At 73.6% G+C, this 22934-nt stretch carries 26 protein-coding genes; 8 read left to right on the top strand and 18 right to left on the bottom strand.

Going from position 1 to position 22934, the window contains the following annotated elements:
* Together AB0E62_RS10445 and AB0E62_RS10450 are read left to right on the top strand one after the other, a co-directional pair.
* Positions 1-142 (top strand): alpha-1,6-glucosidase domain-containing protein (locus AB0E62_RS10445; protein ID WP_362191309.1); only part of this gene is annotated, 142 nt, incomplete at its 5' end.
* Between the two features lie 32 nt (positions 143-174).
* On the top strand, positions 175-537 hold the full coding sequence (locus AB0E62_RS10450; protein ID WP_362190783.1) for an isomerase: 363 nt from the start codon (positions 175-177) through the stop codon (positions 535-537).
* A 7-nt stretch (positions 538-544) separates the two neighbouring features.
* Here the strand turns inward: AB0E62_RS10450 and AB0E62_RS10455 are convergent, their stop codons facing one another.
* The 12 genes from AB0E62_RS10455 to AB0E62_RS10510 all read right to left on the bottom strand — a co-directional run bounded on the left by AB0E62_RS10455 (position 545) and on the right by AB0E62_RS10510 (position 11989).
* Entirely contained in the window at positions 545-1234 is a 690-nt protein-coding gene (locus AB0E62_RS10455) for a TetR/AcrR family transcriptional regulator (protein ID WP_362190785.1), read from the bottom strand.
* A 36-nt stretch (positions 1235-1270) separates the two neighbouring features.
* The gene (locus AB0E62_RS10460) at positions 1271-2332 is read right to left on the bottom strand and encodes a PDR/VanB family oxidoreductase (RefSeq protein ID WP_362190787.1); all 1062 of its coding nucleotides are present in this window, start codon (positions 2330-2332) and stop codon (positions 1271-1273) included.
* A complete protein-coding gene (locus AB0E62_RS10465) occupies positions 2329-3207 on the bottom strand; it encodes a metal-dependent hydrolase (RefSeq protein ID WP_362190789.1) in 879 nt (292 codons plus the stop codon). The genes AB0E62_RS10460 and AB0E62_RS10465 overlap by 4 nt, the downstream gene beginning before the upstream one ends.
* Positions 3208-3277: 70 nt before the next feature.
* The gene (locus AB0E62_RS10470) at positions 3278-5191 is read right to left on the bottom strand and encodes a hypothetical protein (protein WP_362190791.1); all 1914 of its coding nucleotides are present in this window, start codon (positions 5189-5191) and stop codon (positions 3278-3280) included.
* A 49-nt stretch (positions 5192-5240) separates the two neighbouring features.
* Positions 5241-5741 (bottom strand): tetratricopeptide repeat protein, encoded by a 501-nt coding sequence (locus tag AB0E62_RS10475; protein WP_362190793.1) that lies wholly within the window; start codon positions 5739-5741, stop codon positions 5241-5243.
* A 449-nt stretch (positions 5742-6190) separates the two neighbouring features.
* Positions 6191-6844: a response regulator transcription factor gene (locus AB0E62_RS10480; protein WP_362190795.1), complete on the bottom strand. Its 654-nt coding sequence runs from the start codon at positions 6842-6844 to the stop codon at positions 6191-6193.
* Positions 6829-8106, bottom strand: coding sequence for a sensor domain-containing protein (locus AB0E62_RS10485; RefSeq protein WP_362190797.1), 1278 nt, complete (start codon positions 8104-8106; stop codon positions 6829-6831). Before AB0E62_RS10485 ends, AB0E62_RS10480 begins: the two co-directional genes overlap by 16 nt.
* 51 nt (positions 8107-8157) lie before the next feature.
* Positions 8158-9180 carry an NAD-dependent epimerase/dehydratase family protein gene (locus AB0E62_RS10490; protein ID WP_362190799.1) on the bottom strand — a complete coding sequence of 341 codons (1023 nt, stop codon included), beginning with the start codon at positions 9178-9180 and terminating at the stop codon, positions 8158-8160.
* A 61-nt stretch (positions 9181-9241) separates the two neighbouring features.
* Positions 9242-9832: a winged helix-turn-helix domain-containing protein gene (locus tag AB0E62_RS10495; RefSeq protein ID WP_362190801.1), complete on the bottom strand. Its 591-nt coding sequence runs from the start codon at positions 9830-9832 to the stop codon at positions 9242-9244.
* A 121-nt stretch (positions 9833-9953) separates the two neighbouring features.
* Positions 9954-10076, bottom strand: coding sequence for a hypothetical protein (locus AB0E62_RS10500; protein ID WP_362190803.1), 123 nt, complete (start codon positions 10074-10076; stop codon positions 9954-9956).
* Positions 10077-10338: 262 nt separating this feature from the next.
* A complete protein-coding gene (gene glnII / locus AB0E62_RS10505) occupies positions 10339-11370 on the bottom strand; it encodes a glutamine synthetase (RefSeq protein WP_362190805.1) in 1032 nt (343 codons plus the stop codon).
* Between the two features lie 250 nt (positions 11371-11620).
* A complete protein-coding gene (locus tag AB0E62_RS10510; RefSeq protein ID WP_362190807.1) occupies positions 11621-11989 on the bottom strand; it encodes an ArsC/Spx/MgsR family protein in 369 nt (122 codons plus the stop codon).
* Between the two features lie 221 nt (positions 11990-12210).
* Between AB0E62_RS10510 and AB0E62_RS10515 the strand changes: the two genes are divergently transcribed.
* Positions 12211-12525, top strand: coding sequence for a hypothetical protein (locus tag AB0E62_RS10515; RefSeq protein WP_362190809.1), 315 nt, complete (start codon positions 12211-12213; stop codon positions 12523-12525).
* Positions 12526-12574: 49 nt separating this feature from the next.
* Here AB0E62_RS10515 and AB0E62_RS10520 read toward each other — a convergent pair whose 3' ends face one another.
* Positions 12575-13315: an alpha/beta fold hydrolase gene (locus AB0E62_RS10520; RefSeq protein WP_362190811.1), complete on the bottom strand. Its 741-nt coding sequence runs from the start codon at positions 13313-13315 to the stop codon at positions 12575-12577.
* A 172-nt stretch (positions 13316-13487) separates the two neighbouring features.
* On the opposite strand from AB0E62_RS10520, the gene AB0E62_RS10525 reads away from it, so the two are divergent.
* Positions 13488-13763, top strand: coding sequence for a hypothetical protein (locus AB0E62_RS10525; protein ID WP_362190813.1), 276 nt, complete (start codon positions 13488-13490; stop codon positions 13761-13763).
* A gap of 19 nt (positions 13764-13782) precedes the next feature.
* Here the strand turns inward: AB0E62_RS10525 and AB0E62_RS10530 are convergent, their stop codons facing one another.
* The 4 genes from AB0E62_RS10530 to glnA all read right to left on the bottom strand — a co-directional run bounded on the left by AB0E62_RS10530 (position 13783) and on the right by glnA (position 17497).
* Positions 13783-14367 carry a hypothetical protein gene (locus AB0E62_RS10530; RefSeq protein ID WP_362190815.1) on the bottom strand — a complete coding sequence of 195 codons (585 nt, stop codon included), beginning with the start codon at positions 14365-14367 and terminating at the stop codon, positions 13783-13785.
* 316 nt (positions 14368-14683) lie between these two features.
* Positions 14684-15604 carry a zinc metalloprotease HtpX gene (gene htpX / locus AB0E62_RS10535; protein WP_362190817.1) on the bottom strand — a complete coding sequence of 307 codons (921 nt, stop codon included), beginning with the start codon at positions 15602-15604 and terminating at the stop codon, positions 14684-14686.
* 74 nt (positions 15605-15678) lie between these two features.
* The gene (locus tag AB0E62_RS10540; RefSeq protein ID WP_362190819.1) at positions 15679-15936 is read right to left on the bottom strand and encodes a hypothetical protein; all 258 of its coding nucleotides are present in this window, start codon (positions 15934-15936) and stop codon (positions 15679-15681) included.
* A gap of 151 nt (positions 15937-16087) precedes the next feature.
* Entirely contained in the window at positions 16088-17497 is a 1410-nt protein-coding gene (glnA, locus tag AB0E62_RS10545) for a type I glutamate--ammonia ligase (RefSeq protein ID WP_362190821.1), read from the bottom strand.
* Between the two features lie 210 nt (positions 17498-17707).
* On the opposite strand from glnA, the gene AB0E62_RS10550 reads away from it, so the two are divergent.
* Positions 17708-18175: an RDD family protein gene (locus AB0E62_RS10550; protein ID WP_362190823.1), complete on the top strand. Its 468-nt coding sequence runs from the start codon at positions 17708-17710 to the stop codon at positions 18173-18175.
* Positions 18176-18254: 79 nt separating this feature from the next.
* On the opposite strand, the gene AB0E62_RS10555 is transcribed toward AB0E62_RS10550, so the two are convergent.
* On the bottom strand, positions 18255-19913 hold the full coding sequence (locus tag AB0E62_RS10555; RefSeq protein WP_362190825.1) for an FAD-dependent monooxygenase: 1659 nt from the start codon (positions 19911-19913) through the stop codon (positions 18255-18257).
* Positions 19914-20115: 202 nt separating this feature from the next.
* On the opposite strand from AB0E62_RS10555, the gene AB0E62_RS10560 reads away from it, so the two are divergent.
* The 3 genes from AB0E62_RS10560 to AB0E62_RS10570 are packed head-to-tail and all read left to right on the top strand — an operon-like array spanning position 20116 to position 22930.
* Positions 20116-21198, top strand: a complete 1083-nt coding sequence (locus tag AB0E62_RS10560) for a SchA/CurD-like domain-containing protein (RefSeq protein ID WP_362190827.1) — start codon at positions 20116-20118, stop codon at positions 21196-21198.
* Between the two features lie 35 nt (positions 21199-21233).
* Positions 21234-21674, top strand: a complete 441-nt coding sequence (locus tag AB0E62_RS10565; protein ID WP_362190829.1) for a cupin domain-containing protein — start codon at positions 21234-21236, stop codon at positions 21672-21674.
* A complete protein-coding gene (locus AB0E62_RS10570) occupies positions 21671-22930 on the top strand; it encodes a beta-ketoacyl-[acyl-carrier-protein] synthase family protein (protein WP_362190831.1) in 1260 nt (419 codons plus the stop codon). The genes AB0E62_RS10565 and AB0E62_RS10570 overlap by 4 nt, the downstream gene beginning before the upstream one ends.
* Positions 22931-22934 lie beyond the last annotated feature (4 nt).

The raw sequence follows: 22934 nt of genomic DNA on the forward strand, positions 1-22934 counted from the left end.
CACCGGCACCCCCTACCACCTCCACCCCGTACAGGCCACCGGCACCGACGAGACCGTCAAGTCGGCCTCGTACACGACCGGTTCGGGCACCTTCAGCGTTCCGGCGCGAACCGTCGCTGTGTTCAGCCGGGCGGGGAACTAGGGTGAGGCGGTTGCCGTAGAACAGGAGCGCGCATGCCGCAGATCACCATCGAGTACTCCGACCTCATGGAGGACGCCTTCGACCGCGAGGGCTTCGCGCGGGCGCTGCACGAGGCCGCCGTGGAGATCGCGGCGGCGAAGCCGCACGCCTGCAAGACGCAGTTCCGGCCGAGCACGTTCACGGCGTTCGGGTACGAGGACCCCGGGGTACGCGCGCACGCCGTCGCGCACGTGACCATCGGGCTGCTCGCCGGGCGCAGCGAGGAGACGAAGGCACGGCTGACCGAGGCGGCCGTGGAACTGCTGCGGGGGCATGTGAAGGGGGAGGCGTTCACCCTGCACGCCTCCGCCGAGGTCCGGGACCTCGACCCGTCGTACCGGAGTGCCGCGGGATAGCGCCCGCTCAGGAACCGAGGGCGATGAGCCGGCCGGCCAGCACCGCGAAGGGGCCGTCGGCCGGCTCGTCCTTCAGCATCGCGCGCAGCAGTTCGGCCATGCCCTCGTCGTGGGCGGCGCTGACGGCGGCCAGCGCGGCGAAGTCGTGCACGAGCTGGAGCTCCAGCTCGGCGCGCGGCACCCGCCGGCCCTCCAGCCAGATCAGGGCCGTGGACTCGGCGAGCGAGATCCAGGAGCGGACCACCAGCTCCAGCCGCGGGGACGCCTCCGACACGCCCAGATGGGACAGGATCTGGTCGTAGGCGGCCTGCCGCACGGAGTCGATGAGCGCGTTGGTCGCCGACGAGCCGACCGCCGGGCCGCCCCGCAGCAGCGCCGAGAAACCGGGGCCGTGCTCGTCCACGAAATCGAAGTAGCGGCCCATCACCCGCAGCAGACGGGCGCCGAGGGAACCCTCGCGCGGCTCGTCGAAGCGGCTCGCCAGATCCTCCGACGCCCGCTTCAACGCGGCCTCGTACAGGCTGAGTTTGCCCGGGAAGTAGTGGTACACCAGCGGACGCGAGATGCCCGCGGCGGTGGCTATCTCGTCGATCGAGACCTCGTCGGGCGAGCGCCGGCTGAACAGCTCCAGGGCGACGCCGATCAGCTGCTGCCGACGCTCCTCGACGCCCATCCTGCGGCGAACCCCGGTCTTCATACGAACACCTTACCGAGCGGATTCGGCCGCCGTTGATCACATGTCGAGCACCAGCCGGTCACCCCGGGCGCGGGAGACGCAGATCAGCATCGAGTCGTGCCGTTCGGCGTCCGTCAGCAGCTCGTCCCGGTGCTCGACCTCGCCCTCCAGCACCCGCTGCTGACAGGTGCCGCAGAAGCCCTGCTCGCAGGAGTAGGCGGTGTCGGGCAGTTCCCGGCGTACGGCGGCCAGCACGCTGGAGCCCGCCGGGACCGTGACCGTCCGCCCGCTGCGGCGCAGTTCCACCTCGAACCCGGTGTCGCCGCCGGGCGCCGTGCGCGGCGCGAACCGCTCCAGGTGCAGCGTGGCCCCCTCGGGCAGCGCCTGTCCGACGGCCGTCATCAGGCCCTCGGGGCCGCAGCAGTACACCGCCGTGCCCTCGGCCGTGTCCGCGAACAGCGCGGCCAGGTCCGGCCGCCCGTCCTCGTCCTCGGCGACGACCGTCAGCCGGTCGCCCGCGAGCCGCGCCACCTCGTCCAGGAACGGCATCGAGGCCCGCGACCGCCCGCCGTACAGCAGCCGCCACTCGGCGCCGTCCGGCAGGGCCCGCAGCATCGGCAGGACCGGGGTGATGCCGATGCCGCCGGCGATGAAGACGTAGGCGGGCGCCGTGACCAAGGGGAAACGATTCCTCGGTCCGCGTACCTCCAGCTCCATGCCCACGGTGAGCCGCTCGTGCACCTCGCGGGAGCCGCCCCGGCCGTCCGCCACCAGCCGGGCGGCGAGCACGTAGGCCGAGGCGTCCCCGGGGTCCCCGCACAGGGAGTACTGCCGGACCAGCCCCGACGGCAGTACCAGGTCGACATGCGCCCCCGGCTCCCAGCGCGGCAGGCCGCGGCCCTCCAGACGCAGCCGTACGACCCCCTCGGCGACGGTCTCGTGCCCGGTGAGCAGCAGCCGCAGCGGCCGGGGGCGGGGGTGGCCGGAGACGGGCGGGTCCAGGGCGGGCAGCGGCCACAGCGGCGAGACGCCCACCCGGCGGCGCAGGGCCCGCCGGGTGAGCCAGGCGGCGGCCGTGGCGCCCGCGATCAGCGCGGTGGTGCGCGGCGCCGGGCTCACGCGGCCCTCCGCTCCGCCGCCATGGCCGCGGGAGAGGCGGCCAGATAGGCGAGGGCCTGCTCGGTGTCGCCCTCCTGGGAGGGGTGGTAGGCGCGGCTCAGATAGCGGGGGACGGACCGCAGCATGTCCCCGGTCCCGGGCAGCAGGCCCTGCCGGCCCCGGGCGTGGAAGTCCCTGAGCGTGGCCCTGCCGTCGGTGAGCGTCGGATCGTTCGCCAGGAAGAACCGGGTACCGCGCTGCCACAGGAACACCAGCGCCGCGAAGGCGGTGGCCCAGGTCCGCACCCGCCGGCGGTAGCTTCCGTCGAGATGCGTGAACAGTTCGAAGGCGACCGAGCGGTGCTCGACCTCCTCCGCACCGTGCCAGCGCAGCAGGTCCAGCATGGTCGGGTCGGCGCCGCGCCGGTCCAGTTCCCCGGCGTTCAGCACCCAGTTCCCGAGGAACGCCGTGTAGTGCTCGATGGCCGCGATCAGCGCCACCCGCTCCAGCAGCCACCACCGGCGCGGCCGGCCCGGCGGCAGGGTCCGGTCGCCGAGCAGCTTCTCGAAGAACCAGTCGACCTGCGCGGTGTACGGCGTCGGGTCGAGCCCCAGCTCCCTCAGGCGGGGCAGCACCCCGTCGTGCGCCTGGGAATGGACGGCCTCCTGCCCGATGAAGCCGATGACGTCCTCGCGGAGCCGGTCGTCCCGGATCAGCGGCAGTGCCTGCTTGTACACCCGCACGAACCAGCGCTCCCCGGCGGGCAGCAGCAGGTGCAGCACATTGATGGTGTGCGTGGTGACGGGATCCCCCGGCACCCAGTGCAGCGGTGTGTCCTCCCAGGAGAAGGACACCTGGCGTGCCTTGAGCGGCACCCGGGCCTGCGTATTAGACATGGCGTCAATGTACTGACGGGTAGCGCGGCTGAGAACCCCCCGCGCCCCACCTCGTACGACGCCGCGCCGGCTACCCCAGGCCGCTGATCTCCCGCCCGTCCGCCGAGACGCCCTTCAGCTCGGCCCGCGCCCCCTGCTCGGCCCGCGCCACCAGCAGCGGCCCCGGCCCGGACGCGGTGACCCCGCCCGTGGCCTCGATCGACGCCGTGTCCTTGCTGCCCGCCGCCAGCAGGTACCAGTTCCCGCCCGCCGACTTCCACAGCACCCCGGCCAGCACCCGCGGATCACGCGCACCGCAGGCCGGCACGTCCGCGCCCTTGGCGACGACCGCCCCGGCCGCCCCGCCCGGCGCCCGGAACTGGGCCAGCGCGGTCGTTCCCTCCCCGCGCCAGGTCTCCGCCCGGGTGCACACCCAGGCGGCGGAACCGGTGCCGTCCGGCAGCGGCTGCTCGGCGTACGCCCAGGCGTTCACGCTGCGGACACCCGCCGAGCGCTCGGCCGCCAGCGAGCAGGCGAACGGCGCCCAGGTGCGCAGCCCGCGCGCGCCGGAGGCGTCCCGGGCGGCGCCGGGCCGGCCGGCCGTCAGCCGGGCCGGGACCAGCTCGCCGAGATCGGTGCCGAGGTGGGTGCCGGAGGCGTCGGTCAACTGGAGCACGGTCCACGAGGCGCAGCCGCCGGACTGGAGGGCGGGGCTGGCCAGCGGCCCGGTCACGCCGTCGGCGAGGGGCAGCGGAACGGCGGCCGAGTCCGGCTTCACCAGGTCCCGCTGGGCCGCCTTCGTCACCCAGGGCGCGGTCAGGTAGCGGACGTTGCCGTCGGAACGGCCCAGCACCAGCGCGCTCGCCCCGGGACCCGTCGCGCCGTCGACCCGGGCGAAGTCCAGGGCCGCGCCCTGCGTGCCGTCCTTCGGCTCGGCGTACCGGGCGATGCGCAGACCGTCGTACAGGAGCACCACGCGGGCGGCGTCGACCTCGCCCGCGTACAGCAGCTGCGGCGGGCCGGCCGGGCCGCCGGAAGGGGTGCCGGGGGTCGCCGAGACCCGGACGCTCCTGCCGGGACGGGCCCATACGGCGAGGGCGCGGCGCAGCAGGGCCTGATCGCCGGTGAGCGGGCCGCGCGCGGGCCACACGGAGAAGTCGGTGCGGTCCGCGGTCTTCCAGGCGGCGGGGGAGACCCGGGTCAGCCTGCCGGGATCCAGGGCGGCCTCGGCGGCGGGGTTCCCGGCGTACACGGGGGCGGCGGCGCCGTCCGGGCCCCAGCCGGCGCCCGGCAGGGCGACCAGCGCGGCGCACACCGCGAGCGCGGCGGCCGCGGCCAGGGCGGCCTTGGTGTGCTGGCGGCGGCGCAGCAGTTCGGTGGGCCGGGCCTGGAGCGTGCACGGGTCGAACTCGGGGGAGGAGAGCAGGCCCGGATGCGCGGGCACGCTGTTCGCCGAGGCCAGCGCGCCGCCCGGGTCGGACACCCCGGCCGCCTTCAGCAGCTTGCGGATGTCCGGGTCGGACAGCTGCTCCAGGCCGCGCAGCACATAGGCGGCGCGGGCCGGGCCCGAGAGCGTGGACAGCCGCTGGTCCAGGGCGAGTTCGTCGGCGCCGCCGGAGCGCGGGAACAGCCTGAGCCCCCACACCTGCGGCAGCGGCGGCGGCAGCTGGGCCAGGCGGGGCAGGCCCCGGCGGGGGCGGGCCGCCGCCAGGGCCGTGCGCAGCACCCGCTCGCGCAGGAACGCGTACCCCGGGTCGTCCTCCCGGCCGCCGCCCTGGGCCGGGATCGGCGAGGGCCGCTTGCGGCCCCGGGGCAGCGCGCGCTGGGCGAGGGCGTGTGCGGTCAGTACGCGGCGGCCCCGGCCGAGCCCCGGTGGCAGCACGAGGTAGGCGAGCCGGACCAGCCGGGGGTAGTGCTCGGCGAGCGTGGCCTCGGCCTGCTCGGCGTCGGCCGGGCCCGGGGCGGCGGAGGGTGCGTGGCGCGGGGAGAGATCCTGTGACTGCACGTCCGGAAGAACGAGCGAGCCGGTGGAGGGTCACCGCCGGGCGGCCGGTTCAGGCCTCCGGTTCGACCAGGGCGCGCGCGTAGTTGGCCATCGACCGCTGGTAGCGCGGCAGATGCGGGGCGAGCGCGCCGAGCACCAGGGACAGGCCCTCGCGGTCGCGGCCGAGACTGGACAGGCACAGGGCGAGGGTCGCGCGCACCGCGTCGTCCAACTCGTCACAGGGCGCGTCCAGTTCGGGGGTGAGCAGCTTGACGCCCTCCTCCGGCTGCCCGGTGTTCCGCAGGGAGCTGGACAGCTGGATCCTCGCCCGGCGGCCCTTGTATCCGGTGAGGCCGCGGGCCAGCGCCTCCCGGTACAGCGGTACGGCCTTGTCGGAGTGCCCGGTCGAGTCCCAGGCACAGGCCTGCTCGAAGGGGCCGAGCGGGCTGCCGTCGGGCAGTTCGGCGACGAGGGCGTCGATCAGCGCGCGGAACTCGTGCGCGCGCTCCTGCGGATAGTCGTCGAGGGTGGCCCAGGCGGCGGTCACGCGGTCTTCCCAGTCTTGGTTCACCGCGTCACTCTCGCACGCGTGTCCGCTTCCGGTCACCGGATTCGAGCACCCCGGCCCCGGGAGCCGGATCCGTGGGGGCGCCCGTCGCGGCCGTGCCGCTCGCGCCGGCCGACGCGGCGCCGGTCCGCACGTCCGGTGCGCGGCCAGGTCCGCCGGGCCGTCCGCCGCACCGCACGAGGCCGGTCCGTGCCCGCCGCCCTCACCACCGGCCGGGGCCGGGCCGAGCGGAGTGGACCGCCGGCGCGAAGGACCGCGGCGGCCACCGCCCGGTCGGCCGCACACGGGCCGCCGCCGGCTGCGGGAGGGCGGTCAGGGCGCTGCGCGGCGTGCCGGGCGGCGTGCTCCACGCGGGCGCCGGCCGCCCCGCGCCCGGCGGTTGACGCGGCGCGCGGGCAGGGTGAAGCCCGGTGACGAGGCGTGGGGGTGGCGGGCCGGTCCGGGCGGAGAGATCACCGGTCCCGGTCCAGATGGGCGAGCACCGCGAGGACCCGTCGGTTGTCGTCGTCGGAGACCTCCAGGCCGAGCTTGGCGAAGATGTTGGAGGTGTGCTTGGCGATGGCCCGTTCCGTCACCACGAGCTGGGCCGCGATGCCCGCGTTGGACCGGCCCTGGGCCATCAGCTCCAGCACCTCCCGTTCGCGCGGCGTCAGCCGGGCGAGCGGCCGGTCGGCGGCCGACCGCCGGGCCAGCAACTGCTGGATCACCTGCGGGTCCATGGCCGTACCGCCCGCCGCCACCCGTCGTACGGCGTCCACGAACTGCTCCGCGTCGAACACCCGGTCCTTGAGCAGATAGCCGATCCCGCCCTCGCCGTCGGCGAGCAGCTCGCGCGCGTACAGCTGCTCCACGTGCTGGGAGAGCACCAGCACCGGCAGCCCGGGCCGGGCCCGGCGGGCGGCGAGCGCGCACTGCAGGCCCTCGTCGGTGTGCGTGGGCGGCAGGCGCACGTCCACCACGGCCACGTCCGGCGTCAGCTTCTCCAGGGCTTCGGCGAGTTCCGGGCCGGACTCGACGGCGGCGGCGATCTCGAAGCCGAAGGCCTGAAGCATCCGCACCAGCCCGTCGCGCAGCAGGAAGAGGTCTTCGGCTAGGACAACACGCACGGGATCTCCATGGTCACCATGGTGGGACCGCCAGCGGGGCTGCTGACGGCCAGGACGCCGTCGAATGTACCGAGCCGGCGCTCGATGCCCGCGAGCCCGGAGCCGGCCCCGGCCGCCGCACCGCCCCTCCCGTTGTCGGTCACCGTGAGCCGCAGCCGGCCGTCGGTGTGGTGCACGTCGATCCAGACCCGGTCGGCCCCGGAGTGCTTGACGGCGTTGGTCAGCACCTCGTTGACCGCGAAGTAGGCGGCCGACTCCACCGGCGCCTGTGCCCGGCCGGACAGCTCCACGCTCACCTCGGCCGGCAGCGGCAGCCGCAGCGCCAACGCCCGTACCGCGTCGCCCAGTCCGCGTTCGGCGAGGACCGGGGGATGGATGCCGCGCACCAGGTCGCGCAGCTCCTCCAGGGCCTCGGCGGAGTTCCGGCGGGCCTGCGCGATCAGCTTCTTCGCCGCCGCCGGGTCCCGCTCGACCAGCATCTCGACGGTCCCGAGGTCCATGCCCATGGCGACCAGCCGGGCCTGCGCGCCGTCGTGCAGGTCCCGTTCGATCCGGCGCAGCTCGGCGGCCGAGGTGTCCACCGCGTCCCGGCGGGTCTCGGTCAGCACCCGGACCCGCTCGGTGAGGTCGCCCCGGCCGCCGCCGAGGACGGCCCGGGTGAGCAGGAAGTGCGCGGTGAGCAGCCGCGGGGCGAAGCGGTGGGCGACCACCAGCAGCACGACGGCGAGGGCGCCGGCGAGCAGCGCGGTCGCCTGCCCGGTGACCGGCACGAACGTGTACCAGTACGTGTCGTCGGGGCCCTTGACGAACGCCCGCCACAGCCCGGCCGCCACCAGGAGCCCCTGGACCGGCAGGAACACCAGCACGGCCGGGAGCACCGCGGTGACCGTGCCCGCGGTCAGGTCGGTCAGCAGCCACAGCACGTCCCGCCAGGACTGCGGGTCCCGGAGCACGGTGACCGTGCGCGTCCACGGACCCGCACCCGGCGGAACGGGCCGGTAGACCACCGGGATCGCCACCCCGCTCCACTCGGCGGCGATCCGGCGCCGGGCCTCCGCGTACCTGCGCACCGCGCCGAACACCGGCGGCACCAGGAACAGGCCGAGGCCCAGCGGGAGGAGTTCGAGGGACACGAGGGTGAAGGCGAAGCACAGCATCGTCACGGGCGGCATGGCCAGGGCCAGTACCAGGCCCTGTACGGCGGCCAGCACCGCCTGCCGGGTACGGGTGCGGAAGTCGTCCCGCTGGACGTCGGTGTTCATGGCGTCAGTCTGGCCGACCCCACGGGCCCGGTCACGGGGCGGAAGCCCACGTCAGGGGGTGGTGCCAGGTACACCTCCGGCCAGGCCCAGCACCTGCGCCTCCACTCGGGGGTCCAGTCCCGGGCGGCCGCGGTCCGGCCGGTGCGGCCCGGCGCCGCCCAGCCCGCTCAGCCAGCGCCAGGTGTCCGCGACCGTCTCCTCGGCCGGCCGGCACACCAGGCCGGCCGCCACCGCCCGCGACACGTCCGCACCGTGCACGGCACCGTGCGCCTCGCCGCCCGGCGGCATCCACACCGGCAGCTCGGTCCACGGTTCGATCCCGGCGGCCAGGATCGTCTCCGGAGCGGTCCAGCGCAGCTCCGCGTCCGCGCCGGTCGCCCGTACACAGGCGTCGAGCAGGGCGCCCATGGTGGTGTGCCCGGGCGGGCTGACCAGGTTGTACGGCCCGCTCAGGCCGCGTTCCAGCGCGCCGAGCAGCCAGCCGGCGAGGTCGCGGGCGTCGACGTACTGGAGCGGCAGCTCGCGCGGGCCGGGGGCCAGGACCGGGCCGCCGCGCGCGATCCGGTTCAGCCACCAGGGCAGCCGGCCCACGTTCTCGTACGGCCCGAGGATCAGCCCGGCCCGGACCAGCAGCGAGCGGGCCGCGCCGAAGGCCTCCACGGCGGCCAGTTCACCACCGCGCTTGTCCGCCGCGTAGTCCGTGGCCCCGGCGTCGGCGGCGCCGTCGACCAGCGGGGCGTCCTCCGCGGCGCCGGGCGGCCAGGGCCAGGCGTACACCGACCGGCTGGAGACGTACGCGTACCGCCCGGCCCGGCCGCGCAGCAGCCGGGCCGCCTCGCGCACGGCGCGCGGGGCGGCCGACCAGGTGTCCACCACCGCGTCCCAGCCGGCGCGGTCCGCGGTGAGCGCGGCGAGCCCTCCGGGTGCGGTGCGGTCGCCGCGCAACGACCGCGCCCCGGGCGGGGGTTGGTGCCGTCCCCGGTGGAAGACGGTCACCTCCCAGCCCCGTCCGAGCGCGGCCTCCACCACGGCGCGCCCCACGAACTCCGTACCGCCCAGCACGAGAAGTCTCATGCCGGTGATCCTGCCCGGTCCGGGGCCGTGGGCGCGCGGGCCTCTGCCGTGGGCAGAACGGTCAGCGGGCCGTCGGCGGGGTGTACTTGTAACCGACCCGGCGCACGGTCTGGATCGACTGGCGGTGCCGGTCGCCGAGCTTGCGGCGCAGCCGGGCGATGTGCACGTCCACGGTGCGGCCGTCGCCGACGTGGCCGTACCCCCACACCGTGGTGACCAGCTGGTCGCGGGTGTGCACCCGGTGCGGGTGCGCCACCAGGTGGGCGAGCAGCTCGAACTCCAGGTATGTCAGGTCGAGTTCACGGCCGTCCACGCTGGCGGTGCGCCGCACGGGGTCGATCCGCACCGGCGGCTCGGCGCCGGGCTCCGCGTCGGCGTGCCCGGCCGGTGCCGCCGGCTGGCCGGGGACGGCGACCGGCAGGAACGGGGGCCGCTGGTCGGCGGGGACCAGCACCAGGTAGCCGACCATCGGCGGCTGGCCCGGCAGGGTGGGCAGGGTGTGCTGCGGCGCGGGCAGCCAGGTGGCGCCCGGCGGCAGGAAGTCCGCGACGTCCACCACCTCGTCCCGGTCGACGGCGCGCAGCCGGTGCCGGGTGCCGTTCGGGGCGGGGGTGGGCAGGGTCGCGGTGGAGAGGGATCGGGTGGTCGCCATGAGAGGTCAGCTCTTTCGCGCGAGAGGAGTTCGTCGGACGGTGCGGCGGCCCCGATTCGTGGTCGGGCGTCGCCGGAGGACGTACGTCGTTTCGCGCTGGCCGAAGGCCGGGGGTACGGCTTTAGAGGGCCCGCGCGTTCATCGCGGGGCGACACACACGGTCGAAGTCGTGGTGCTGACGGGAAGGCCAGAACGGCTGGAGGTCGTAGCGACCCGTCGCGGTGATCTGCTGGAGGCTGGCCATGGTCCCATTGAAGCAGAGCCGCGCGGCGGGCAGGAGTCTTCTCTCACTGCTTGGACGTTTCCGCAGTGAGAAATCGACGCCGAAACCTCGGGTGAACCCGGCTTTCCGCGCTGGTCAGCGGGTTGGCGGCGGGCCGCGGGAAGGTGGAGTGCCGTCTCACTCCTCGGACAGCGGTACCGGGCCGGCCACCGCGCCGGGGTACGGGGTACGCGACGGGGGCGCCCGCCGTGACGGCGGGCGCCCCCGGGTGGCGCGGGACGGATCAGACCTGGCCGGCCTTCTCCAGCGCGGCGCAGCAGGTGTCCACCAGCAGGCGGGTCACCACGTACGGGTCGACGTTGGCGTTCGGACGGCGGTCCTCGATGTAGCCCTTGCCGTCCTTCTCGACCTGCCACGGGATGCGCACCGAGGCACCCCGGTCCGAGACGCCGTAGGAGTACTTGTCCCAGGGGGCCGTCTCGTGCAGGCCGGTCAGGCGCTCGTCGATGCCGGCGCCGTAGTTCTTCACGTGGTCCAGCGGCTTCGAACCCTCGCCGAGCGACTCGCAGGCGGTGATGATGGCGTCGTAGCCCTCGCGCATGGCCTTGGTGGAGAAGTTGGTGTGCGCGCCCGCGCCGTTCCAGTCGCCCTTGACCGGCTTGGGGTCCAGGGTCGCGGAGACACCGAAGTCCTCGGCGGTGCGGTACAGCAGCCAGCGGGCCACCCACAGCTGGTCGGAGACCTCCAGCGGGGCCAGCGGGCCGACCTGGAACTCCCACTGGCCGGGCATGACCTCGGCGTTGATGCCGGAGATGCCGAGGCCCGCCTTCAGGCAGTTGTCGAGGTGGGCCTCGACGACGTCCCGGCCGAAGATCTCGTCGGCGCCGACACCGCAGTAGTAGCCGCCCTGCGGGGCCGGGAAGCCGTTCTCGGGGAAGCCGAGCGGACGGGAGCCCTCGAAGAAGGTGTACTCCTGCTCGATGCCGAAGATGGGCTCCTGCGCGGCGAACCGTTCGGCCACCTCGGCCAGCGCGGCGCGGGTGTTGGTGGGGTGCGGGGTCAGGTCGGTGTCCAGCACCTCGCACAGCACCAGGATGTCGTCGCCGCCGCGGATCGGGTCCGGGCAGGTGAACACCGGCTTGAGCACGCAGTCCGAGGAGTGGCCCGCGGCCTGGTTGGTGGAGGAGCCGTCGAAGCCCCACAGCGGCAGCGCGTCGAGACCGGCCGGGGCACCCGTGATGATCTTCGTCTTGGAACGGAGCTTGGCCGTCGGCGCGGTGCCGTCGATCCAGATGTACTCGGCCTTGAAGGTCACGGGGGCCACTCCTTCGGGGGTGGGTCGGGCGCATCCGCCTGCGCGGGTGCCGCGTTGCTGCGGCACGGGGCGCCGCTCGAACTGCGGGCAGCCTGTCAACAGGCCGTTTCCCGGCCATTGCCCGAATGTGAACCCCGTGTTACCTGATGTCTGTGTGCCGAGGCTCACGTGGTGAGGGGGAGCGGTCCCGGCCGTCCGGATTGCGTACGACCGGGTCACCCGCACGGGACTCCTGGTGCGGCGGGAGCCGTCAGCGCCTGCTGTGGGAGAGGGCCTCCCGTACGGCGTCCTCGCTGCGGGCCACCAGCGCCGTCCCGTCGTCCGCGGTGATGATCGGCCGCTGGATGAGCTTCGGATGCCCGGCGAGCGCGGCGATCCAGCGGTCCCGGGCGCTCGCGTCGCGCGGCCACTCCTCGAGCCCCAGCTCCTTGGCCGCCGCCTCCTGGGTGCGCGTGATGTCCCAGGGCTCCAGGCCCAGCCGGTCCAGTACGGCCCTGATCTCGTCCTCGTCCGGCACGTCCTCCAGATACCGCCGCACGGTGTACTCGGCCCCCTCGGCGTCGAGCAGGGTGAGCGCGCTACGGCACTTCGAGCAGGCGGGATTGATCCAGATCTCCATGGGCGACACGGTACGCGGTACCGGTTCTGTTCGAATTCAGGGCGCCTCGGCAGCCCCACCCCCACCACCCGTTGACGGTCCGCCAATTTCCTGCGTGAGCTGGGAATTCACCCGCTTCCACGACCGGACGATTGTCAGTGGCCCCCGGTAGAATTGAAGCAGTGTTCGAGACCGGGCGCCGGGCCGCCGGCGGCCGGTCTGACCGCGACAGGAGGATGCCTGTGCCCGCTGCCGCCCTCAAGCCGAAGCCGTTGCCCACCCAGTCCACCGCCCAGCACCCCGTGCTGTTCGACTCGCCCTACGAGCCCGAGGCGAAGCGACCGCTGCCCGCCGGACGGCCGCGTGAGTGGTACGTCACGCACAACCGGCGTCTGAAGGCCATGCGCCTCGCCATAGCCTTGCTCGACTCCGGGATCTATCTGCCGGACCAGGCCCGGAACGAGACGATCCGTGGCACGGCCGAGCGGATCGGCATGCGGCCGCCCTCCGACACCACGTGCCACATGGTGCGGGCGCTGATGCGTTACTCGCGGTGAGCCGCGTGCCGGTTGTCCTCCCCCCGGCCGGGGAGGACAACCGGCACGGTCAGCGAAGGGGCACCTCCGCGTGCCCGTCCAGGCCCGCCAGCAACTGCGTCACGAACTCCCGCCGGTCCCCGTCGTGGTCGCGGAACCACAGGCCGAGGATGTGCTCGGCGTCCGGGAGGTCGAAGCGGGAGAACCGGGCGCGCTCCGAGAGCGCCTCCTGTATGGCCTCGGTGACCGCCGCCGGGACGACCGTGTCGTGCCCCGGCACCGCCAGCACCGCCCGGCCCGCGTACGAGCGCAGCACCTCCAGGGCGGGGGAGTCCCGCCAGCTGTCCGGCGTGCGGATCAGCTCCGAGAAGCGGCTGTCGCCGTTGCCGAACGGCACGTCCCAGGCCTCCGGGCGGTAGACGGCGGGCGCGCACAGCCCCACGGCCGCGACCCGCCGCCCGTAGTGCCGCATCAGATCCGCGACCGTCTGCCCGCTCATGCTGAATCCGACGATGACCAGCTGGTCGTCCGCCGGGGCGTGCGCGTCGAGCACCCCCACCGCCTGCTCGTACCGGCGGCGCAGGCTCGACTCCGCGAGCGCGCCCGTGCTTTCGCCGTGCCCGGAGAAGTCGAAGGCGAGCGCGCGGCAGCCCCGGCCGGCGAAGTCGGCGAGGAACGGCAGCAGTCGCTCCTTGCTGCCGTTGCCCGCGCCGTGCAGCAGCAGCGCCGTGGCCCGGCCGGACGGCCCGGCGACCGCCCCGCTGAGCCGTTCACCGTCGTACGCGTACGTGAAGGTGGAGAGTCGGTTCATGCGGGCCATTCACTCACGGCGCCCTCCCCGGCCCGCGGAAACCCCCGGAAACCCTCTCAGGGGCGCGCGGAAAACGGGATGCGCCGGTGATCGCGCCCTCCCTAAGCTGCACGTACGGAGACGAAACAGACACGCTCCGCTTCCATCCCCCCTCACCCCACGGAGGTCCGTCATGCGTGGCATTCTCGCGACCGGGACCGTGGTCCTGGTGATCCTCGGAATCGGAAACCATCTCTGGTGGCTCGCCGCGGTGGCGCTGTTGTACGGGTACGCGACCCACGGCCGCGGCTCCCCCGGCACGGCCCCGCCCGGCGCCGCCCCGGGCGCCCTCCCCGACAGCTACCGGGCGTACCGGGAGCGCCGGGACCGGCAGGCCCGCTGGGAGCGCCGCTACCGCCGTGAGCGGCCCTTCGAGACCCGCCGGCAGGACCGGGAGAAGGCGCGGTGAACGGGGGCGCCGCCGGCCGTCACAGGCCGGGGGCGCCCCACACCGGGAACCAGCGGTCCAGGTCCGGCTCGATCGGCAGGTCACCGCCGAGGACGGACCGCAGCTGGAGCTCCAGCGCCGTGTCCCGCCGCTCGGCGGCACCGGGCAGCGGGGCGAACGGGTAGAAGGTGCCGCGCTTGTAGAGGTACACGAGCGCCGGGCGCCGTCCGCCGCCGTCCGTGAAGGAGACGAGCGAGCACAGCAGCTGCGGACCGAAGCCGGCCGCCTCCAGCGAACTGTTCACCGCGTGCAGATCGGCCACGAGCTGCGGCAGCTGCCCGGGGGAGCGGCGGGAGACCAGCCAGGAGTAGCCGTAGGCGTCCCGCCGCGGTTCCACCGGCGGACCGGCGCGGTCGCTGTCCGCGTCCAGCAGCGCCCGCACCTCCTCGCGGATCCGCGCGAAGGCCGCCCCCTCCACCGTGGCGAAGCACACCGCCCCGCACCCCGTCGGCGCGAGCCCGGCCGCCGCCTCCAGCGTCACCGCCGCCGACGGCAGCGCGAACAGCCGGTCCAGATCCGGCACGACGGGCCGGCTACGGCCCAGCAGCACATCCAGCAACCGCACGCTTCGCCCACCTCCACCGTGGCCTCGGCCCGGCTCGATCACCCTCGCACGCCCGGCCGACGCTCCGTGTCCGGCCGGCGTTTCCCTTGCCCGGCCGGTCGTCCCCGTCCGTCCGGGCGTCGGTGCCCGGCCGGTCGTCCCTGTTCGTTCGGCGGTCCACCGGTTCGGCTGCCTCGCCCGGCCGGCCGTCCCCGTCCTTCCGGCCCGTGCGACCCGCCACCCGTCCCCCGCCGGCCCCGCCCCCGGGTCGGACCTCGCCTGCCGACCCGCTCGCCCGGCCGGCTTCCCGTCCCCGGGCGGCTCCGGCCCCCACCGGTCAGCCCGCCGTGCCCGGCGCGGTCGGTTCACCCAGCTCCGCCGAGATCCGGCCCAGCTGCTCCAGCCGCTGCCGCAGGGTGGGGTGGGTGGAGAAGAAGCGCTCGATGCCGGGCTCCCGGCCGGTCGCCGGGGTGAAGAAGAACGCGTTGAACGCCTGGGCCGTGCGCAGATCCTTCGTGGGGATGCGCGCGATCTCCCCGGAGACCTTGGTGAGCGCCGCCGCCAGCGCCGAGGGCCGGCCGGTCAGCAGTGCCGCCGCGCGGTCGGCCGCCAGCTCCCGGTACCGGGACAGCGCCCGGATCAGCACGAAGCTGATGGCGTAGACGGCCACCGAGACGCCGAGGACGGCGGCGAGGACGATGGCGGTGTTCTGGTCCCGGCGTCCGCCGCCGAAGATCTGCGAGTAGAAGGCGAACCGCACGACCAGGCCCGCGAGCACCCCGAGGAAGGACGCCACCGTGATCACGGCGACGTCCTTGTGGGCGACATGGGACAGCTCGTGCGCGAGCACGCCCTCCAGCTCGGCGGGCTCCAGCCGGCGCAGCAGCCCGGTGGTCACACAGACCACGGCGTGGTCGGGACTGCGCCCGGTCGCGAACGCGTTCGGCATGTCCATCTCGGACACGGCGACCACGGGCCTCGGGAGGTCCGCGATCGCACACAGCCGGTCGACCACGGCGTGCAGCTCGGGACACTCCTCCCGCGCCACGGGCCGGCCGCGCATCGCGAACAGGGCGATCCGGTCGGAGAACCAGAACTGGGCCACGAACAGCGCCCCGACCAGGACGGCGACCAGCACCCAGGACCTCAGCAGCACGATGAGCGCCGCGACGAAACCGACGTACAGCAGCCCGAGCAGGAACAGCGTCAGGCCCATGCGCACCGTCAGCCGCCGGTCACTCCGGAACCGGCTCCGCATCTCGCATCACCCCGCAGTCAGGGACTCGCCCCGCTGTCCAGTGTGCACCCGCCGGCCCCGTCCGGACCGGCCGCTCAGTAGGGAGAGCGCAGCTGCGCGTACCCCAGCAGCACGATCACCGCGGCCACGCAGCCGAGCACCACGGCCGTCGACACCCAGGACGACCGGCGCGGGCCCACCGGGTCCGGGTCGGCCCGGAAGGGCGCCGGCTCCGGCGGGTTCTCCTTCCACCGGGCGGCGAGCATCCGGGCCCGCGCGGAGGGCTCCTTGTGCTCGGCCGAGTTCGCCCACGCGTGATCGAACTCGCGCTCCCAGTCGTCCTGTCCCGCCATCCCCCTGCAACCCCTCTCATCCGACACTCCGGAGGCATGATCCTCCGACAATAGGAAGTCTGGGAACCGGGAAAGGTTGCACAGCCCGCGAAAGACCGAGACCCCGCCACTCACGGGGAGCGGCGGGGTCTCGGCTGTGGTGCCGGGTCCGTCACACGTCGAAGTACAGCTCGAACTCGTGCGGGTGCGGGCGGAGCTGGAGGGGCGCGATCTCGTTGGTGCGCTTGAAGTCGATCCACGTCTCGATCAGGTCGGACGTGAACACGTCGCCCTGGAGGAGGAACTCGTGGTCGGCCTCGAGGGCGTCGAGGACGGCACCCAGGGAGGTCGGGACCTGGGCGACGTTCGCGTGCTCCTCGGGAGCCAGCTCGTACAGGTCCTTGTCGATCGGCTCGGCCGGCTCGATCTTGTTCTTGATGCCGTCCAGGCCCGCGAGCAGCAGCGCCGAGAAGGCGAGGTACGGGTTGCCGGAGGAGTCCGGCGCGCGGAACTCGACGCGCTTGGCCTTCGGGTTGGAGCCGGTGATCGGGATACGCATCGCGGCCGAGCGGTTGCGCTGCGAGTACACCAGGTTGATCGGCGCCTCGAAGCCCGGCACCAGGCGGTGGTACGAGTTCACCGTCGGGTTGGTGAAGGCCAGCAGCGACGGGGCGTGCTTGAGGATGCCGCCGATGTAGTAGCGGGCCATGTCCGACAGGCCCGCGTACCCGGCCTCGTCGTAGAACAGCGGGTCGCCGTTGCTCCACAGCGACTGGTGCACGTGCATGCCCGAGCCGTTGTCACCGAAGATCGGCTTCGGCATGAAGGTCGCGGTCTTGCCGTTGCGCCAGGCCACGTTCTTCACGATGTACTTGAACAGCTGGAGGTCGTCGGCGGCGGCCAGCAGCGTGTTGAACTTGTAGTTGATCTCCGCCTGGCCGGCGGTGCCCACCTCGTGGTGCTGGCGCTCGACCTTCAGGCCCTGCTTGTCCAGCTCCAGGGAGATCTCGGCGCGCAGGTCGGCGAAGTGGTCGACCGGCGGTACCGGGAAGTAGCCGCCCTTGTAGCGGACCTTGTACCCGCGGTTGTTCTCCAGGGCGCCGGTGTTCCAGGCGCCCGCCTCGGAGTCGATGTGGTAGAAGGACTCGTTCGCCGAGGTGGCGAAGCGCACGCTGTCGAAGACGTAGAACTCGGCCTCGGGACCGAAGTACGCGGTGTCGGCGATGCCCGTCGACGCCAGGTACGCCTCGGCCTTCTTCGCCACGTTGCGCGGGTCACGGGAGTACTGCTCGCCCGTGATCGGGTCGTGGATGAAGAAGTTGATGTTGAGCGTCTTGTCCCGGCGGAACGGGTCGACACGCGCGGTGGACAGGTCGGCGCGCAGAGCCATGTCGGACTCGTGGATGGCCTGGAAACCGCGGATCGACGATCCGTCGAAGGCCAGCTCCTCGTCCGGGTCGAACGCCTCGACGGGCACCGTGAAGTGCTGCATGACGCCCGGCAGGTCGCAGAAGCGGACGTCGACGAACTTGACGTCCTCGTCCGCGATGAACTTCTTGGCCTCGTCGGCGTTCTGGAACATCCAGCTCCTCCTACTCCCGACCGTCCTCGCCGGGGTGGTAGATCGTTCGTGCGGCCAGTGCGGTGGCACACGCTGGCCTCGACCCTAGGGACGGGTGATTTCTCGGGCGTGACCCGTTTGTTTCGCAGAAGTTAACCGGCCACATGTCCACCGTAGCTCCCGCGCCCCCCTGCGCACAGTGTCCGAAACCGGGCGCAGTACCGTGGACGGGTGGACAACAGGCAGGCAATCGGATCGTGGCTCTCCGGCCCCCGCGCGGCCATGGAAGAGGCGGGTGCCGACTTCGGCTACCGGGGCGAGCAGCTCGGGCTCCCGGAGCACGGGCCGAACTCGATCGCCCGGCCCGGCCGGCGGCTCGGCGCGCTCGCGGTGGACTGGGCGCTGTGCGTCCTGATCGCATACGGCCTGATCACCCACGGCAACGGACCGCTCACGAGCAACTGGGCGCTGGGCGTCTTCTTCGTGCTGAGCGCCCTCACCGTCGGCACGGTCGGCTGCACGCCGGGCAAGCGGCTTTTCGGCATCCGGGTGGTCGCCCTGCGCACCGGCACGGTCAGCCCGGGCCGCGCCCTGCTGCGCACGGTCCTGCTGTGCCTCGCGATCCCCGCGCTGATCTGGGACCGCGACGGCCGCGGCCTGCACGACCGCCTCGCCCAGACGGTCGAGGTCCGCATCTGAGCCGGCCCCGGCGACCACGGCGGAAGGGTCACCCGCACCACCGGTACGGGTGACCCTTCGCCGTGTCACCCTCCTGCCCTCACCCCCGTCGCAGCACCGCCCGCACCACCCGCCGCAGCTCCCCCTCCGGATCGGCCACGGCGCCGGACGCGCGCCAGGCCACGAAGCCGTCCGGGCGGACCAGGACCGCGCCGTCGGCCGTCGTGCCGTGCAGGGCCGCCCAGTCGGTGCCGCCGCCGGGGCCCTCGCCGTCGTAGGTGAGGTCGGCGCCGGGGCCGGTGCCGACGCGGTAGGGCTCCAGCCGTACGCCGTCCGTGTCCGCGACGCGCCGCGCGGCGGTCTGCCAGGCCGCGCCCGCGGCCGAGCCGGCGTCGCTGAGCAGGACCAGCGAGCGCTCGTAGAGGTCGATCGTGGAGATCCGCTCGCCGGCCCGGCGCAGCCACAGGTGCGGGGCCCGGCTGCCCGGGTCCGCGGTCAGCCGGACCCCGTCGGGGACGACCGGCTGGGCCGGGTCGGCGTCCAGGACGGCGCCCTCCAGATAGCGGTAGGCGAGGACCACCGGGAGGATGCCGCTGCGCGGGCCGCCGCCGACGCCCGGGGTGGGGGCGAACCCGGGGTGGCTGTGCTCCACGGAGCGGGCCGAGGCGCGGGCGCTGGTGGCCAGGGCGACCGGCCTGCGCTCGGTGTCGTAGGTCTCCAGCAGGTCGGGCCCGGCCCAGCCGCCGAGCACGGCGGCCAGCTTCCAGGCCAGGTTGTGCGCGTCCTGGATGCCGGTGTTGGAGCCGAACGCGCCGGTCGGTGACATCTCGTGGGCCGAGTCCCCGGCGAGCAGCACCCGGCCGGCCGTGTACCGCTCGGCGACCCGTTCCGCCGCGCGCCAGGACGCCTTCCCGGTGATCTCGACGTCGAGGTCGGGCACGCCGACGGCCAGCCGGATGTGCCGCTGGAGCCGTTCCTCGGTGAACTCCTCCAGCCGCTCGCCGTGCTCCGGGTGCCACGGCGCGTGGAAGACCCAGTGCTCCTTGTTGTCGACGGGCAGCAGCGCGCCGTCGGCCTCCGGGTTGGTGAGGTAGCAGCAGATGAAGTGCCGGTCGCCGACGGTCTCGGCGAGCAGCTTGGACCGGAAGGTGACGCTGACGTTGGCGAACAGGTCGCCGGGGCCGCTCTGCCCGATGCCGAGCCGGCCCCGGACGGGGCTGCGCGGGCCGTCGCAGGCCGCCAGGTAGTCCGCGCGGACCGTGTACAGCTCGTCGCTGTCCCGGTCCCGGACGTACGCCGTCACCCCTTCGGGGTCCTGGGAGAAGGACTCCAGCTCGTGGTAGTAGCGCAGGTCGCCGCCGAGCGCCCGGGCCCCCCGCAGCAGCACCGGCTCCAGGTCGTTCTGGCTGCACAGGCACCACGTGGTGGGGCTGAACTTCGCGAGCCCGCCGCCCGGGTCGATGTGCCGGAACAGCCACTCCCCGGCGTCACCCGCCAGGGTGGGCGTCTGCAGGATGCCGTGGTTGTCCGCGAGCAGCGAGGCCGCCGCCTTGATGTCCGGCTCGAGGCCGGCCACCCGGAACAGCTCCATCGTGCGCAGGTTGTTGCCGCGGCCGCGCGGGTGGATCGAGGTCCCGGAATGCCGCTCGACGAGCATGTGCGGTACGCCGAGACGGCCCAGGAACAGGGAGAGGGACAGGCCCACCAGGGAGCCGCCCACGACGAGGACGGGCACCCGGTGATCGGCTTTCTGCTGCATCAGGGCTCCAGGGGCAGGGTTCGGGATGCGGGGCGCATTGGTGTTTGTGTGCCCTGTGGGACGGCTTTCGCGTGCTCAATCACCCGCGTGGTTCACGCGAGTCGCGCGACGCGGGGGAAGCGGCACAGGATCAAGAAGCGCTGACGTCGCGTCATTCGGCCGCCGGCGTTGCCTCTGCCCCCGTGAAGGAGATGTGCGCAGCATGACCACCTTGTCGGAAAAGCCCTCGGCCCCGTCGACGCGCCAGGTGTCGAAGCGGGTCTCCCAGTCGGTGTTCGACGGCTCCCGCCTGCGGGTCGTCCTCCTCGTGGACGTCCACGACGGCGCCCAGCAGCAGTTCCTGGAGGCCTACGAACAGCTGTGCAACCAGGTGGCACAGGTTCCCGGCCACGTCAGCGACCAGCTGTGCCAGTCCATCGAGAACCCCTCCCAATGGCTCATCACCAGCGAGTGGGAGAGCGCCCCGCCGTTCCTCACCTGGGTGAACAGCGAGGAGCACGTGCGGATGGTGGAACCGCTGCACAGCTGCGTGCGGGACACCCGGTCGCTGCGCTTCCACGTGGTCCGGGAGACCGGGGGAGAGGCCGCGGTCTCCGCCGAGCGCCGACGGCTCCAGTCCTCCCCCCGGATCGGCGACGGGGTGATCCGGCACGCGCTCACCTTCACGGTGCGGCCCGGCAGCGAGGCGGAGGTGCGGCGGATCCTGGCGGACTACGCCTCGCCCCGGGCCCGGGTCGACGAGACCACCCGGCTGTGCCGGACCTCGCTGTTCATGCACGGCAACCGGGTGGTGCGGGCCATCGAGGTGCGCGGCGACCTGCTCGCGGCGCTGCGCCACGTGGCCCGGCAGCCCGAGGTGCGGGCCGTGGAGGAGGCCATCAACCCCTATCTGGAGCAGGAGCGGGACCTGAACGACCAGGAGTCCGCGCGGGTGTTCTTCACCCGGGCGGCGCTGCCCGCCGTGCACCACGTCACCGCCGACGAGCTGACCGAGGGCGAGCGGCTGGCCCGCTTCTACCCGGCCCGCCCGGGCAGCGGCATGCGGCTGGCGGAACTCCTCGCCCAGCGGGACGAGGCGGCGGCGGACGACCCGGACAGCTTCGTGCTGCGCAGCACGATCTTCCAGCGCGACGACGTCGTCGTCCGGCTGCTGGACGTACGCCCCGGCGTCGGCGCCCGGGCCGCCCTGGAGGAGCCCGGACACCTGGCCGGGCTGGAGGCCCTGCTGGACGGCGAGCCCGTCGGCATGGACCTCGTCACCGACCGCCGTTCGCCCGACGCCTGACCCCGGCAGGCCGGCCCAACCTACGGAGGAACACCGTGACCTCATCCCTTCCGAAGATCATCGACCTGAGCGAGATCGAGCCCAACACCCGGCGCGGTGGTGATCTGCGCGCGATGCTCACCCCCACGACGGCGGGCGCCACCAGCGGTTTCATGGGCGTGGCGATCGTCCAGCCCGGCGACCGCATCGGTGAGCACTACCACCCCTACTCCGAGGAGTTCGTCTACGTCCTGTGCGGGCAGCTGGAGGTGGACCTGGACGGCGAGCCGCACCCGCTGCGGCCCGAGCAGGGCCTGTTGATCCCGATCAACATGCGCCACCGGTTCCGCAACGTCGGCAACGTGGAGGCGCGGCTCGTCTTCCACCTGGGCCCGCTCGCCCCGAAGCCGGCCCTCGGCCACGTCGACACCGAGGAGACGGCGCGGCCCCTCGCCGCCGTCGCCGAGCCGGCCGCCCGGGAACAGGTCCGCTCATGACCCGGCGCGTGGCGGTCACCGGCATAGGCGTCGTCGCTCCGGGCGGGATCGGCGTACCGGCGTTCTGGGACCTGCTGGCCGAAGGCCGTACCGCGACGCGGGGCATCACGTTCTTCGACCCGGCCGGGCTCAGGTCCCGGATCGCGGCCGAGTGCGACTTCGACCCGGCCGCGTACGGCCTGGACGCGGAGCAGGTCCAGGGGGCGGACCGGTACATCCAGTTCGCCCTGGTCGCCGGCGAGGAGGCGGTGCGGGACTCCGGTCTCGACCTGGCCCGGGAGGACCCCTGGCGGGTCGGTGTCTCCCTGGGCACCGCCGTCGGCGGCACCACCCGCCTGGAGCACGACTACGTCCTGGTCAGCCACCGCGGCCAGCGCTGGGACGTCGACCACACCGAGGCGGAGCCCCAGCTGCACCGGGCGTTCTCGCCGAGCACCGTGGCCTCCGCGGTGGCGGAACGTTTCGGCGCACGGGGTCCGGTGCAGACCGTCTCCACCGGCTGCACCTCCGGCCTGGACGCCGTCGGCTACGCGTTCCACACCGTCCAGGAGGGGCGGGCCGACATATGCGTCGCCGGGGCCTCGGACTCCCCGATATCCCCGATCACCATGGCCTGCTTCGACGCGATCAAGGCCACGAGCCCGAACAACGACGACCCGGCGCACGCCTCCCGGCCCTTCGACAACAACCGTGACGGCTTCGTCATGGGCGAGGGCGGCGCGGTGCTCGTCCTGGAGGAGCTGGAGCACGCCCGGGCCCGCGGTGCCCATGTGTACTGCGAGTTCGGCGGCTACGCCACCTTCGGCAACGCCTACCACATGACCGGCCTGACCAAAGAGGGCCTGGAGATGGCGCGGGCCATCGAGACCGCCCTCGGCCAGGCGCGGCTCGACCCCACGGCGATCGACTACGTCAACGCGCACGGCTCCGGCACCCGGCAGAACGACCGCCACGAGACGGCGGCCGTGAAGCGGGCGCTCGGCCACCACGCCTACGACACCCCGATGAGCTCCATCAAGTCCATGGTGGGGCACTCCCTCGGGGCGATCGGCGCCATCGAACTGGTCGCCTGTGTGCTGGCCCTCGCCAAGCAGGTCGTACCGCCGACCGCGAACTACGAGATCCCCGACCCGGAGTGCGACCTGGACTACGTCCCGCGCGTCGCCCGCGAACGCAAGCTGAGCAGCGTGCTGTCCGTGGGCAGCGGGTTCGGGGGCTTCCAGTCCGCGGTGATCCTGACCCGGCCGAGGGAGTGAGGAC

The organism is Streptomyces sp. NPDC038707 (assembly GCF_040636485.1).
GTDB lineage: Bacteria > Actinomycetota > Actinomycetes > Streptomycetales > Streptomycetaceae > Streptomyces.